At 60.8% G+C, this 13153-nt stretch carries 13 protein-coding genes and 1 pseudogene; 10 read left to right on the top strand and 4 right to left on the bottom strand.

What is annotated here, in order from left to right:
- Window positions 1-20 precede the first annotated feature (20 nt).
- On the bottom strand, window positions 21-1109 hold the full coding sequence (gene mutY, locus OA90_RS03575) for an A/G-specific adenine glycosylase (protein ID WP_068407246.1): 1089 nt from the start codon (window positions 1107-1109) through the stop codon (window positions 21-23).
- A 213-nt stretch (window positions 1110-1322) separates the two neighbouring features.
- On the opposite strand from mutY, the gene OA90_RS03570 reads away from it, so the two are divergent.
- The 9 genes and pseudogenes from OA90_RS03570 to OA90_RS03535 all read left to right on the top strand — a co-directional run bounded on the left by OA90_RS03570 (window position 1323) and on the right by OA90_RS03535 (window position 9252).
- Window positions 1323-1856 (top strand): DciA family protein, encoded by a 534-nt coding sequence (locus OA90_RS03570; protein WP_279625799.1) that lies wholly within the window; start codon window positions 1323-1325, stop codon window positions 1854-1856.
- 188 nt (window positions 1857-2044) lie between these two features.
- Window positions 2045-2206: pseudogene (locus OA90_RS29855) on the top strand (hypothetical protein); the annotation flags it as partial.
- A complete protein-coding gene (locus tag OA90_RS03565; protein WP_347876830.1) occupies window positions 2193-2768 on the top strand; it encodes a DsbA family protein in 576 nt (191 codons plus the stop codon). The pseudogene OA90_RS29855 and the gene OA90_RS03565, both read left to right, overlap by 14 nt.
- An 87-nt stretch (window positions 2769-2855) precedes the next feature.
- The gene (smc, locus tag OA90_RS03560) at window positions 2856-6314 is read left to right on the top strand and encodes a chromosome segregation protein SMC (RefSeq protein WP_068407239.1); all 3459 of its coding nucleotides are present in this window, start codon (window positions 2856-2858) and stop codon (window positions 6312-6314) included.
- 215 nt (window positions 6315-6529) lie between these two features.
- Entirely contained in the window at window positions 6530-6916 is a 387-nt protein-coding gene (locus OA90_RS03555; protein ID WP_068407822.1) for an AtpZ/AtpI family protein, read from the top strand.
- A 55-nt stretch (window positions 6917-6971) separates the two neighbouring features.
- Window positions 6972-7721: a F0F1 ATP synthase subunit A gene (locus OA90_RS03550; protein WP_068407236.1), complete on the top strand. Its 750-nt coding sequence runs from the start codon at window positions 6972-6974 to the stop codon at window positions 7719-7721.
- A gap of 71 nt (window positions 7722-7792) precedes the next feature.
- Complete coding sequence (locus tag OA90_RS03545; protein ID WP_068407233.1) at window positions 7793-8017, top strand: F0F1 ATP synthase subunit C; 225 nt, start codon at window positions 7793-7795, stop codon at window positions 8015-8017.
- A 184-nt stretch (window positions 8018-8201) separates the two neighbouring features.
- The gene (locus tag OA90_RS03540) at window positions 8202-8762 is read left to right on the top strand and encodes a F0F1 ATP synthase subunit B (protein WP_068407230.1); all 561 of its coding nucleotides are present in this window, start codon (window positions 8202-8204) and stop codon (window positions 8760-8762) included.
- A 10-nt stretch (window positions 8763-8772) separates the two neighbouring features.
- Window positions 8773-9252 (top strand): F0F1 ATP synthase subunit B, encoded by a 480-nt coding sequence (locus tag OA90_RS03535; protein WP_068407227.1) that lies wholly within the window; start codon window positions 8773-8775, stop codon window positions 9250-9252.
- A 426-nt stretch (window positions 9253-9678) separates the two neighbouring features.
- On the opposite strand, the gene OA90_RS03530 is transcribed toward OA90_RS03535, so the two are convergent.
- Complete coding sequence (locus tag OA90_RS03530; RefSeq protein WP_068407224.1) at window positions 9679-10335, bottom strand: ribonuclease HII; 657 nt, start codon at window positions 10333-10335, stop codon at window positions 9679-9681.
- Between the two features lie 45 nt (window positions 10336-10380).
- On the bottom strand, window positions 10381-11514 hold the full coding sequence (locus OA90_RS03525) for a PA0069 family radical SAM protein (protein ID WP_082836817.1): 1134 nt from the start codon (window positions 11512-11514) through the stop codon (window positions 10381-10383).
- 111 nt (window positions 11515-11625) lie between these two features.
- Between OA90_RS03525 and OA90_RS03520 the strand changes: the two genes are divergently transcribed.
- Complete coding sequence (locus OA90_RS03520) at window positions 11626-12318, top strand: glycosyltransferase (protein WP_068407221.1); 693 nt, start codon at window positions 11626-11628, stop codon at window positions 12316-12318.
- A gap of 215 nt (window positions 12319-12533) precedes the next feature.
- Here OA90_RS03520 and moaB read toward each other — a convergent pair whose 3' ends face one another.
- The gene (gene moaB / locus OA90_RS03515) at window positions 12534-13091 is read right to left on the bottom strand and encodes a molybdenum cofactor biosynthesis protein B (protein ID WP_068407817.1); all 558 of its coding nucleotides are present in this window, start codon (window positions 13089-13091) and stop codon (window positions 12534-12536) included.
- Between the last annotated feature and the right edge of the window lie 62 nt (window positions 13092-13153).

Raw genomic sequence — 13153 nt, 5'->3', positions numbered from 1 at the left:
ACGCTGATTTCCGCCATGCATCAGGCCGACTGGTCGTGATCGCTGGTCAGAGCCAGTGCGAGAACCTTGCGCATCACGGTCGGGAGGGCTTCGCCGTCAAGCGTGTCCGGCTTCGACCACCATGCGCCTTGCAGGAGGGGGGCGCCCGAGGCCTCCAGATCGGCGCGGAAAACGTCGAGCCGCAAATGGAAATGGGTGAATGTGTGTTTGACCTCTGCAGTCCGCCGTAGCCACCCGGCGGTGAAAGGCGCGCCCGTCGCCGCGTCTTCCCGGTCGAAGGTTTCCGACCAGTCGGTACCGGGCACTTCCGTCATGCCTCCTAACAGACCGCTGGGAGGGCGGCGGCGCAGCAGGACCGCACCGGTTTCCGTATCGACCGCGACGAAGGCGGCGCCATAGCGGGTTGGTTTTGCCTTCTTCGGCGCCTTGCGGGGCAGGGTCTCCGCCACACCGGCACTATGCGCCTGGCATTCACTCATCCACGGGCAGAGCGCGCAGGCTGGTCGCCGTGGTGTGCAGATTGTCGCGCCAAGATCCATAACGCCCTGTGCGAAATCGCCGGGACGGGCCTGCGGGGTCAACTCGGCCATCCGCGCCTTGATGTCGGGTTTCGCATCCGGAAGCGGTGTCTCGATCCGGAAGTACCGCGACAACACGCGCTCCACATTTCCGTCGACCACGGCGGCGTGCCTGTCGAAGGCGATGGTGGCGATGGCGGCAGCCGTGTAAGGACCTACACCCGGAAGTTTCAGGAGGTCTTCCTCGGTATCGGGAAAGCGGCCCTGAAACTCTGCCGCAACAGCATCGGCGCACTTTTTCAGGTTTCGCGCGCGGGAATAATATCCGAGACCCGCCCAGGCTTTCATCACGTCTTCTTCCGGAGCGGCGGCGAGATCTTCAACGGTTGGCCAAGCCTGCGTGAATTTCTCGAAATAATCCTTCACTGCCGCCACGGTCGTCTGCTGCAGCATGACTTCCGACAGCCAGATCCGGTAGGGATCGGGCACTTCGCCGAGTTCGCGGTCCTGCGGGCTCACGCGCCAGGGAAGGCGCCTGGCGTGGCGGTCGTACCAGGTCAAAAGGATTTGGGCGGCAGAAGCAGAGGGCATGATATCAGCTGACCAAGTGTCGTGAAATGATAGGGCAAGTCATTGGATAGCCTGGGGAAAACTTTGGTCTCAGTGTGATGCTATACGGGTTGGCGAAAGTATTCGTCGTCATTTTGTCTTATTTTATTGAGACAAATCATCCCGATTCCTGATACGAGCCGATGCAATGGCGGTTTCCGCCGGGCGTATCCCGGTTGGATGAGGAGGTAGGTCATAAGCGCTGCAAAGGCAAATCCGGCGCGCAGGTCCAAAGATGCGAAACTGCTTGCCGAGCTTGTCGGCAAGGCGATGACACCTGCCTGCAAGAAGCGCGGCTTTGCCTCCGTCGATATTGTTGCCTCCTGGGGGGATATCGTCGGTGAGCGTTACGGCACCAAGGTCCAGCCCGACCGGCTGATCTGGCCCCGCCGTCCGGACCGCAGCGATCCGGAAAATCCACCTGAGCCGGCCACACTGGTTGTCCATACCGATGGGGCGACGGCGCTGCTTCTGTCCCACGACAGCGCCCAGGTGATCGAGCGGATCAACATGTTTTTCGGCTGGGCCGCGATCGGCCGCATCAAGATCCTGCAAAAACCGGTCACGGTAAAGGCCCCCGAACCCCGCAAAGAGCTTCGCTCCCTTACCGGCACCGAGGAACAGCGCCTTGAGGAACGTCTGGAAGGGGTGGAGAATGACCGCCTGCGCCAGGCCCTGAAGAAGCTCGGCAGCCAGGTGATCGCGCGCAATCCGGATCGGCTCGATTGACTTCTCGACACGGTCCGGAGGCTGCGAAAGCCGTCCGGCTGATAAAAACTCCGTGAGACTGGCCTTGCCTGCGTCCTCTGTGTTGCCACATTTGAAAAGCTCTGTTGACGCACCGTGCCTTAAGAGGCACATGAGAAAACAGACTTTGCACGCTCAGGGCATCCTGCGTTCATGTGGACGCGTACAGGATGTCCCCGGACTTCAGTATCGATCGGCTTTCCTGCTTCCAAGGTGAAAAACCGGCAAGCAGGTGGATCAAAGGAACAGGACGAACCCGTGACCCAGACCCGCAGACAGTTTCTCAAAACCACCGCCCTGGCCGCCACAGCGCTTGCCCTGGCCGCAACCCTTCCGGCGCTGGCGCAATCGGTCGACATGGACGAGTTGCTGAAACCGGGCCCGCTTGGCGACAAGGTGCTGGGCGAGGACGATGCGCCGGTGACCATCGTCGAATACGCGTCCATGACCTGCGGCCACTGTGCAAACTTCCACAAGCAGACATATGCCGACTTGAAGAAAGACTATATCGATACCGGTAAGGTCCGCTTCATTTTCCGGGAATTCCCGCTGGACCCGGTCGCCGCCGCGGCTTTCATGCTGGCGCGCTGCGCACCGGCCGACAAATATTTTGAAGTTGTGGACATCATGTTCGAACAGCAGCGGAGCTGGGCCTTCAGCGACAATCCCTACCAGTCGCTGCTCGATTTTTCCAAACAGATCGGATTTACACAGGAGTCCTTTGAGGAATGCTTGACAAACCAGGGCATGCTGGACGCAGTAAATGCTGTGAAGGATCGTGGCGCCGGTGAGTTCGGTGTGAACTCCACGCCGACATTCTTCATCAACGGGGAAAGGCACACCGGGGCACTGTCGATTGATGAGATGGGCAAGATCATTGAGGAGAACCTCTAAGCTGGCGGTTTTGCCACCGGCCGCCTTGACGTGCCCTGATTTCGCTTTCGATCTTTCGGCGCCCTGCTTCGCAAGAGGTGGGCGCCGGTGAAGTTTTCCAAACTCCGTATCGTCGGTTTCAAATCCTTCGTCGAACCGATGGAATTCATCATCGGCAACGGCCTGACCGGTGTGGTCGGGCCGAACGGCTGCGGCAAGTCCAATCTGGTCGAAGCCCTGCGCTGGGTGATGGGCGAAAATTCCTACAAGAACATGCGCGCCTCCGGAATGGACGACGTGATCTTTTCCGGAAGCCTCAACCGGCCCGCGCGCAACACCGCTGAAGTCACTCTCTACCTGGAAAATCTTGACCGCACGGCGCCCTCCGCCTTCAACGATGCCGATCTGCTCGAAGTCAGCCGACGCATCGAACGTGAGCAGGGGTCGAACTACAAGATCAATGCCCGGGACGTACGGGCCCGCGATGTGCAGTTGCTCTTCGCCGACGCCTCCACGGGCGCCCGCTCACCGGCAATGGTGCGTCAGGGCCAGATCGGCGAACTGATCGCCGCCAAACCGACCTCCCGCCGCCAGATCCTGGAAGAAGCCGCCGGTATTTCCGGTCTGCATTCCAGGCGCCATGAAGCGGAAATCCGGCTGAGGGCGGCAGAGCAGAACCTGGAACGCCTGGAAGACGTGCTCGTTCAGATCGACAGCCAGCTCGACAATTTGCGGCGCCAGTCCCGGCAGGCGTCGCGCTACCGGAACCTGTCTTCCGAGATCCGCGCGGCGGAAGCCTCGATCCTCTACATCCGATGGTCGGAAGCCCGCGATGCGTTGTCGGCGGCGGAAATCCAGTTCGCGGATGCGCAAAGGGATGTGAATGAAGCGACCGGCCTGCAGGCGGAAAGCGCCCGCATTCAGGCCATCGCCGCACACAAGCTGCCCGAGCTCAGAGAGGAAGCCGCCGGCGCCGGCGCCGCCTTGCAGCGGCTGGTCATTGCCCGCAATGAACTCGACGCGGAAGAGCGGCGGGTCAAGGAACGGCTGCAGGATCTTGAGCGGCGGCTGGTTCAACTCGTTGAGGACATTCGACGCGAACAGAGCATGGTTTCCGAAAATGACGAGGTGCTGGAGCGCCTGTCGGAAGAGCGCGCGGAACTTCTGGAAGAAAACGAAATGGTGCAGGAACGCACCGAAAATGCGCGCGAAAAGGCGGTGGAAGCCGAGGAAGCTGTGCGTGGCCTGGAGGCCCAGCTCTCCGAATTGACAGCGGCGGAGGCACGCGCGAGCGCCGAGCGCCGTCAGTTGGAGCGCGCTGTCGCCGACAGCCGCCAGCGCGCCGACAGGCTTGTTGCCCAGGCGCAGGAAGCCCAGCAGGCGCTGGCGGAAATCGATACCCGCATGGCCGAGCATGACGGCATTGCCGAGAACCGCGAGGCGCTCGAGCTTGCCGAAGAAGCGCTCGCGGAAGCCGAGACCGCAGTCGAGGAAGCCGAAACGCTGACGCGAGAGGCCCGCGAGCAGGAACAGGCCGCTCGCGCGCCCCTGAGCGAGGCCCAGCAAACGCAGCAGGGTCTTGAGACGGAAGCCCGCACTCTGGAGCAGGTGCTCAACGTTCATTCCGAGCAGGATCACACACCGGTGGTGGAACAGATCCGGGTGGAGCAGGGCTATGAAACCGCCCTAGGGGCCGCGCTGGGGGAGGACCTGGATGCTTCGCTTGAAGAGGCGGCCGCCGTCAAATGGGGCAGCCCCCTGCCGGAGACAGCGGATCCACAGTTGCCTGAGGGTGTGCGCTCGCTGGCGGACTTCGTTGATGCACCTCAGGAACTCTCCCGGCGTTTGCGTCAGATAGGGATTGTCGACCAGGCACAGGGCCAGGCGCTTCGCAGCGCGCTCAAGCCGGGACAGCGTCTGGTCTCCAGGGAAGGGGACCTGTGGCGTTGGGACGGCTTTGTGATTGCGGCCAATGCGCCGACGCCGGCCGCGCAGCGCCTGTCCCAGAAGAACAGGCTTGCGGAACTGGCCGAGGAAATCGAAACCGCCCGCAGGGCGGTGGAAGACCGCAAGGAAATTCTGGAAACCGCCGCCGCGCGCGTTCGCCAGACCGTCGAACTTGAGCAGAGCGCTCGCGGCAAGGTCCGCGACGGTCAGCGGCAGGCAGCGTCCGCCCGCGAAGCCCTGGCCGCCGCAGAACGCGCCGTGTCCCAGCTTGCCGCCCGGAAGGAAGCCGCCCGGGATCGCGCCGAGCGCATCGGCGAAGAGGCCGAACTGGCGCGCGAACAGGTCATCGAGGCCGAAGAGTGCCTTGAAGCGGCACCGGACAGCACGAGCTACGCCGACAGGATCGCTGATCTTCAGGGTCAGGTTGAAACCGCCCGCGGCGCGCTCGCGGAAGCACGGGCGGTGTCGGAAGGCCTGGCACGCGAACAGCAGATGCGGGACCGGCGCCTGGAGGCGATCGCCCGCGAATATGACGGCTGGAAGACCCGCGCCGCCAATGCCGCCCAGCAGATCGCCGTTCTGAAGGAACGCCGCGACGAGGCGGAAGAGGAACGGGCGGAATTGATCGAGGCCCCGGAAGACATCGAGATCAAGCGCCGGGAGCTGTTTTCCGCCATCGCGAAGGCGGAAGAAGAGAAGAAGGCCCGCGACGACCGGCTTCAGCAGGCGGAGCTGGATCTTGCGGATGTCGATCGTGCCGCCAAGGCGGCAATGGAAGCCATGGCCGGCGCGCGCGAGAAGAAGATCCGCGCCGAGGAGCGCCTGGAGGCCGCCCGCGAACGCAAGAGCAATCTGGAACGCCGGATCGACGAGGACCTGGAAGTCGCGGTCACCGCCCTGCCGGAAATTGCCGGATTGAAGGAAGGCGCGCCGCTCCCCGATCCCGAGGCAACGGAGCGCAAGCTTGAGCGGCTGAAGGCGGAGCGCGAACGCCTGGGCGGCGTCAACCTGCGCGCCGAGGAAGAACTGCGCGAAATCGACGAACAGAAATCGACGCTGACGTCCGAACGCGACGATCTGATCGAGGCGATTCGCCGTCTGCGCACGGGCATATCCAACCTGAACCGCGAAGCGCGCGAACGCCTGCTGACCTCCTTTGAAGTCGTCAACGGGCACTTTCAGCGTTTGTTCACCCATCTCTTCGGTGGCGGTACGGCTGAATTGCAGCTGGTTGATTCCGACGATCCGCTTGATGCCGGACTGGAAATCATCGCCCGGCCTCCGGGCAAGAAGCCACAAACCATGACATTGCTGTCGGGTGGCGAGCAGGCGCTCACCGCCATGTCGCTGATCTTCGCGGTTTTCCTGACGAACCCGGCGCCGATCTGTGTTCTCGATGAGGTCGATGCACCGCTCGACGACGCCAATGTGGAGCGCTATTGCGATCTTCTCGACGAAATGGCGTCCAGTACGGAAACCCGCTTTGTGGTCATAACCCACAATCCGATTACAATGGCCCGCATGAACCGTCTGTTCGGGGTGACTATGGCCGAACGCGGGGTTTCCCAGCTGGTTTCGGTGGATCTGGAGACAGCGGAACGATTCCGCGAGACAGGCTAAGACCGCATCTGCTTCGGCAGTGCCGCAAAAGCTTATGCAACTTAGGTCTCGCCTGAATCTGTTCTGTCAGAAAAACCTCTTTATTTTCAATTGGATATAGTTTGTTTAAGGCTCCTTGACACGACATGTGGTGCCGACTATGGTGCGCGCGGCTTAAGGGGGCTTCCCCTGTTGTTTGGATCTGACAAGTCGGCACGGGCTGAGGACTTATGAACATGTCTTCGCACAATGGCGATAAGGAAGATCGGGCGGCGGGAAACCCGGAAGCTGGTCTGTCGGAACGGCGGGCTCAATTGAACCGGAAGCTTGACAGCATGAAGGCGGTGGAACAGAAAGCCGCACGGAAGTCGCAAAGCAGCTCGTCCGGATATGCGCATGCAATGAAACTTTCTTCAGAGTTCATTGCGGGCATTCTGGTTGGAGCCGGGATCGGTTGGGTTTTTGATCAGTGGTTAGGAACATCGCCTCTCGGGCTGATCGTTTTCCTGCTGCTGGGCTTCGCGGCCGGTGTCTTGAATGTTCTGCGTTCGGTGGGTGTCGCCGAACAGCCGGACGCAAAGATCCAGCGCGAAAAAGGCGTTCACAAGGACGGATCTGACTAGGTTTTTGTCGCGCCTTCGGGCGCAGTGATTATGAACGAGCGAAGAAGGCTGGCCGGTGGCGAACGATCCGATCCATCAGTTCCAAATCCAGAAGATCTTTCCGATTGAAGTCGGGGGCGTGGATTTCTCTTTTACCAATTCTTCGCTGTTCATGGTTTTGACCGTGGCAGCGACATGCGCTTTTCTGATTTTCTCGACCAGCGGACGCGGCCTTGTGCCCTCCCGCCTGCAGTCGGTGTCGGAAATGGCGTATGAGTTCGTTGCAGGCACGCTGAGAAGCGCCGCGGGAACCGAAGGGATGCGGTTCTTCCCCCTAGTGTTCTCGCTCTTCATGTTCGTGCTTGTCGCCAACCTCTTCGGGATGTTCCCGTACTTCTTCACCATCACCAGCCACATCATCGTGACCTTCGCGCTGGCGATGCTGGTTATTGTTACGGTGATCGTCTACGGCTTCATGCGTAACGGCATGAAGTTCCTCAAGCTCTTCGTTCCCAGCGGTGTGCCGGTCGCGCTTCTTCCGCTGGTGACCTTGATCGAGGTGATCTCTTTCCTTTCGCGTCCGATCAGCCTGTCGGTTCGTCTTTTTGCGAACATGCTCGCAGGCCACATCACGCTGAAAGTGTTCTCGGGCTTCATCGTAAGCCTTAGCGCCCTTGGCGCAGTCGGCATCTTCGGATCCATCCTGCCACTCGGAATGACGGTCGCCCTGACGGCGCTGGAATTCCTGGTCGCATTCCTGCAGGCCTATGTCTTTACGGTCCTGACCTGCATGTATCTGAACGACGCCATTCATCCTTCACACTAAGGGTCATCCAATCACACGGCCTTCGCGCCGCGCGTGAGAAAATCTGCAAACATCATCTAGGAGCACGTGTCATGGAAGCAGAAGCAGCAAAATACATCGGTGCCGGTATCGCATGCCTGGGCATGGGCGGCGCCGGTATTGGCCTCGGCAATATCTTCGGTAGCTATCTCGCCGGCGCCCTGCGCAACCCGTCCGCTGCTGATGGCCAGTTCGGCCGTCTGATCTTCGGCTTCGCCGTTACAGAAGCTCTGGGCATCTTCTCGCTGCTGGTCGCCCTGATCCTCCTGTTCGCTTGATCGCTCATCCGCAGCGATTATCGATGCAACTCCGGTGACTGCGCTCTTGTGCATCCGGCGTTCGAATGAACACCGACACGATGCGCTAGCACTCAAAAGAGTGATCGATTTTGCGGCATTCATGCGTTCGCGCATGAATGCCGGTTGATCCGATAGCCGTCCAGCCGGATTTAGGAGACAGAAAATGGCAGGCGAAACGCATTCGACCACAGAAGGCATGCACGAGGTTATAGACGTGCCGGCCGCAGAACACGGCGCGGGCTTCCCGCCGTTTGACGCGACCACTTTTGCCTCCCAGCTGTTGTGGCTCGCCATCACCTTTGCCGTGTTCTACTGGATCATGAAGAACGTGGCGATGCCGCGTCTCGCAGGCATCCTGGAAGACCGCAAGGACCGCATTGCCGGTGATTTTTCCGAGGCCAACCGCCTGAAGGAAGAGACAGATGCGGCAATCGCGGCTTACGAGCAGGCGCTGGCTGAAGCCCGCAACAAGGCGCATGGCATCGCCAGCGACACGCGCGCCAAGCTGAAGGCCGACAACGAAGCCCGCCGCGAAAAAGCGGAAGCCGGGCTCGCTGACAAGCTCAAGGCGGCGGAAGCCCATATCAGCGGCATCAAAACCGAGGCCCTTTCCCAGATCGAGGAAATTGCCGGAGACACCACCTCAGCGCTCGTCGAGAAGCTGATGGGCAAGGCTCCGACCAAGACCGATCTGTCCAAGGCGCTGAAATCGGTCATGAACTGAGGAGACCATCATGGACGCAACATTTTGGGCCACGGTCGGTCTCGTTCTTTTCTTCGCACTGATTATCTACATCAAGGTTCCGTCCAAGATCGGGGCTTCTCTGGATGATCGCGCCGATGCAATCCGCAAGGAGCTGGACGAAGCGCGCAAGATGCGCGACGAGGCCCAGGCTCTTCTGTCGGAGTATCAGCGCAAGCGTCATGAAGCCGAAGGTGAAGCTGAAGCCATCATCGCCGAAGCCAACTCGGAAGCAGAGCGCCTGACTTTGGAAACCAATCAGGCTCTTGAAGAGATGATCGCCCGCCGGACCAGAGCCGCGGAAGACAAGATTGCCCAGGCTGAGACCCAGGCAATCGCTGAAGTCCGCGCCAAGGCGGCCGATATCGCCGTGGCGGCAGCCGAGGAAATCCTGACGGCCAAGGTCAAGGACAAGGTTGCCGACGATATTCTTTCCAAGAGCATCGCTCAGGTGAAAGACCGGTTGAACTAGGCCAATCGGCTTTCAGGTGACACCACATGAAAGCCGAAAGGTGATCGACCTTTAAAATATCGGCGTCTTCTGCGTTCAGTCGAACGCAGAAGACGCCGTTTTTTTTGAACGTCGCGAAAACCTTAAAAACGGCCCTTGTGGCCGCTTCAGACTGCGGACGAACCCTCAGTTCGTCATTCCGGACAAGTGCAGCAACGCTGAACGCTGATCCGGAAACCAGCATGTCAGAGCGAGCGAACGCGAGCACCAGAGCAAGTCAAGCATTTGAATTCATGAATAAAGCGCGCTTGGGGCGCGAAGTTGGCGCTGCGTTCCGGCTCTGGCCAGCAACTGCGCTGCAGACCGTCCGGAATGACCGCGTAAGTCTGTCAACAAGCTGAAGCGGCCCTTGTAGCCGCTTTTGTTTGTTTGTGTTTCCGGAGCCTGTCACGCCTGTTCCCCCGCGGCCAACCTTACCGGTTTGAACGACATTCGGTGATGCGGGGATGGCCCTAGTGCGTCCAGCGCCGCCTGATGCTGTGGAACGCCGTATCCCTTGTGCCGGGCAAAGCCGTATCCCGGCAAGTGATCGTCGAGCCGGACCATCATCCGGTCGCGTGTGACCTTGGCAACGATGGAGGCTGCGGCAACACACAGGCAGCGGCCGTCGCCCTTGATAAGGGCCTGGCCCGGCTGCTTGAGCCCGGCGGGAACATCACGACCGTCGACAAGTACATATTCCGGTGACCGTGCCAGTCCGTTCACGGCGCGGACCATGGCCGAAAGCGTGGCCGCCCGGATGTTGTATCTGTCGATGGAGGCCGGCGAAGCGCTGGCGACGGCTACCTGGGCGCTTGCAACGATCTGCTCGAACAGATCTTCGCGGACAGCCTCGGTGAGTTTCTTGGAATCGTTCAGTCCCGCCGGCACCCGGTCATAGTCCAGGATGACGGCGGCTGTGACCACCGGCCCCGCCCAGGGGCCGCGCCCGGCTTCATCGACACCGCAGATCAGTCCGTTGAATGAAGCCGCGTGTTTGCGTTCAAGCTTGAGATCCAGCCCGTCGGAAAAGGCAAGGTCGAAGAGTGAATGGCTGTGGGTCATGATCTCGAACCTGCCGCGAGCAGCATTTCGGCGCAAGCAGGTTGCCTAGAAGAGATCCAGTTGCACACCGCCTTTTTGCGGCTGAACAAAATCGTCCGTGTTGAGCTTCTTGCGGCGCAGATTCAGGCCGAGGCGCTTGGCCGCAAGGGAAAACCGTTTCGAAATCTGATCGGCGTAGGGGCCGCCGCCGCGCATGCGCTCACCCCACTTCGCATCGTAATCCTTGCCGCCGCGCATGGAGCGAATAAGGCTCATGACATGCTGGTAGCGGTTCGGCCGCTCGCGCAACAGCCAGTCCCGGAAAAGTTCGGAAACTTCGAGCGGCAGGCGCAGCAGCACATAGCCGGCCTCCGCCGCACCGTGCTCGGCGGCGGCTTCCAGCAGGCTCTCGATTTCACTGTCCGTCAGGGCGGGGATGACCGGCGCCATCATGACCGAAGTGGGAATGCCTGCCTCCGAAAGGGCCTTTATGGCGCCCAGGCGCTTGTGCGGCGCGCTGGCGCGCGGCTCCATCGCCCGGCAGAGCTTGCGGTCAAGCGAGGTCACCGACAGGGCAACCTTGACCAGGTTGCGCTCCGCCATGCGAGCCAGGATATCGATATCCCGTGTCACCAGGGCGGATTTGGTTACGATCGCGATCGGGTGGCCACAGTTTTCCAGAACCTCCAGAATTTCACGCATCAGCGTATAGCTGCGCTCAAGGGGTTGGTAGGGGTCGGTGTTGGTGCCGATGGCGATCACGCGCGGCGTGTAGCCGGGCCTGGAGAGTTCGCGCTCCAGGAGCTGGGCGGCATTCGGTTTTGCAAAGAGGCGGGTTTCAAAATCCAGTCCGGGAGACAGCCCCAGGAAGGCATGGCTCGGGCGGGCGAAACAGTAGACACAGCCATGTTCGCATCCCCTGTAGGGATTGATCGAACGGTCGAAGGAAATATCGGGCGACTCGTTGCGCGTGATGATTGTTCGCGCGCGTTCCTCCTGAACGTGGGTCTGCAGCGGAGGCAGATCGTCGAGGCTGTTCCAGCCGTCGTCGAAGCTTTCACGGCGCAGCGGCTCGAACCTGCCGGTCTTGTTGAGGGCCGCGCCGCGGCCGCGCCTGCGCTCTTCCGACAGACGGGCAGGGTCGGTATCCGGATTTTCCAGGCATGGATCCACATCCAGAGGCTGAATTGCTGACTTCATGATCGTAAACCGGAAAGAGATAGGAACATAAAGTGAACATTAGCCAATTTAAGCGCTTTAACAAGCCCCGTCTCTCGCGCTTTAAAAAACTTTCATGTAAAACTTGCCAACATGATCAGCGTCATTATTCCGACAAAAAATTCCGAGACCGATCTGGTGCATGCCTTGTCTGCGCTGGTCCCGGCGGCGGCTGAGGGGGTGATCCGCGAGGTTATCGTCGTGGATGGCGGATCTTCAGACAACACCGAACAGGTTGCCGATGCGGCCGGATGCGAATGGGTTTCCCTGCACGCGCCGCGGAGCGAGCGCCTCTCCTTCGGAGCCTCCCGGTCGAGACGCGGCGACTGGTTGTTGTTCCTGCATCCCGAATCGATTCTGGAAAGCGGTTGGCATCACGAAGCCCAGGCATTTGTGGAACGCGCCTCCAGAGCGCCCAATGGCCAGCGCACGGCAGCCAGTTTCCGGCTGCGGTACGAGGCGTTCGGCCTCAGCGCGCGGGTCAGCGAGTCATTCGCGGCCCTGCGTTCGCAGCTTCTCGGCATGCCCTATGGCAATCAGGGCCTTCTGATTTCCCGGCAGTTCTACAAGAAACTCGGCGGGCACAGACCCTTGCCGGAGCTTGAAGACCTCGATATCGCCAAACGCATTGGCCGCAGCCGGATCATCTTCCTGAGGGCGGCTGCCGTTTCTTCCGGACAAGCCGAGCGTGAAGGACTTGTCTCAAGGCTGCGTCAGGCTCTGGCACGCTTTTGCGTCGGCACCTTGCGCATCCCCGCTAGCGTCGCCGTCAAGCTGCACGGCTGAAGCAGGCGCCCGGCCGGCATGACAAGGCGAAACGGACCGGTTCTCGGGAGTTTTCCCTCCTGTCCGCGGCGACCTGAAGGGTCTCCACGCCCTAGTTCGTCAATGGTCCGGAAGGCATCACCATTGAACTGGCGCAATGGGGCATCGACGCCGGATGAATTTCGGTCCGTGGAAGGCCGGTAAAAGGGGGGCAAAAGACGGCGCAAGCCACCAGCTTATACCTCCTGCAGCTTGCCGCGTTTGAGATGTTCGTCGAGGCGCGGCATGATTTCCACGAAGTTGCAGGGCATGTGCCGATAGTCGAGCTGCCACTTCAGGATGCCGTCCCAGGCGTCCTTGCAGGCGCCGGGTGAGCCGGGCAGAACGAAGATGTAGGTGGCGCCGGCAACGCCGCCGGTTGCCCTGGACTGGATCGTCGATGTGCCGATCTTGTCGTAGGAAATCCGGTGAAAGACTTCCGAAAAACCGTCCATCCTCTTTTCGAACAGGGGCTCCATGGCTTCGGGGGTCACGTCACGGCCGGTGAAGCCGGTGCCGCCGGTGGAGATGATCACGTCCACGCCCGGATCTGCGATCCAGCTCTTAGCGATCTTCTGGATGGCGGGCACGTCATCGGTCGCGATTTTCCTGTCCGCGAGCCGGTGGCCTGCCTTCTCGAGCCGCTCGGCCAGAGTGTTGCCGGAACGGTCTTCCTCCAGCTTTCGGGTATCGGACACAGTCAGAACCGCGATGTTGAGCGGGATGAACGGTCGCGTATCGTCCAGACGGGGCATGGCGGTCTCCTTTGTTGCCAACAGATAGGCGATTGCGGACGCAGGTTCCAGAGCCTTCGTCT

The sequence above is a fragment of the Labrenzia sp. OB1 genome (genome assembly GCF_001624695.1).
Taxonomy (GTDB): domain Bacteria; phylum Pseudomonadota; class Alphaproteobacteria; order Rhizobiales; family Stappiaceae; genus Roseibium.
Note: the sequence above shows the minus strand (reverse complement) of the source record. Positions and strands in the feature narration are given on the sequence as shown.

Excerpts from the sequence above, each read along its gene's own strand:
- mutY (WP_068407246.1), bottom strand. The coding sequence starts at position 1,109 with ATGCCCTCTGCTTCTGCCGCCCAAATCCTTTTGACCTGGTACGACCGC.
- OA90_RS03555 (WP_068407822.1), top strand. The coding sequence starts at position 6,530 with ATGTCTTCGCACAATGGCGATAAGGAAGATCGGGCGGCGGGAAACCCG.
- OA90_RS03545 (WP_068407233.1), top strand. The coding sequence starts at position 7,793 with ATGGAAGCAGAAGCAGCAAAATACATCGGTGCCGGTATCGCATGCCTG.
- OA90_RS03540 (WP_068407230.1), top strand. The coding sequence starts at position 8,202 with ATGGCAGGCGAAACGCATTCGACCACAGAAGGCATGCACGAGGTTATA.
- OA90_RS03535 (WP_068407227.1), top strand. The coding sequence starts at position 8,773 with ATGGACGCAACATTTTGGGCCACGGTCGGTCTCGTTCTTTTCTTCGCA.
- OA90_RS03530 (WP_068407224.1), bottom strand. The coding sequence starts at position 10,335 with ATGACCCACAGCCATTCACTCTTCGACCTTGCCTTTTCCGACGGGCTG.
- OA90_RS03525 (WP_082836817.1), bottom strand. The coding sequence starts at position 11,514 with ATGAAGTCAGCAATTCAGCCTCTGGATGTGGATCCATGCCTGGAAAAT.
- OA90_RS03520 (WP_068407221.1), top strand. The coding sequence starts at position 11,626 with ATGATCAGCGTCATTATTCCGACAAAAAATTCCGAGACCGATCTGGTG.
- moaB (WP_068407817.1), bottom strand. The coding sequence starts at position 13,091 with ATGCCCCGTCTGGACGATACGCGACCGTTCATCCCGCTCAACATCGCG.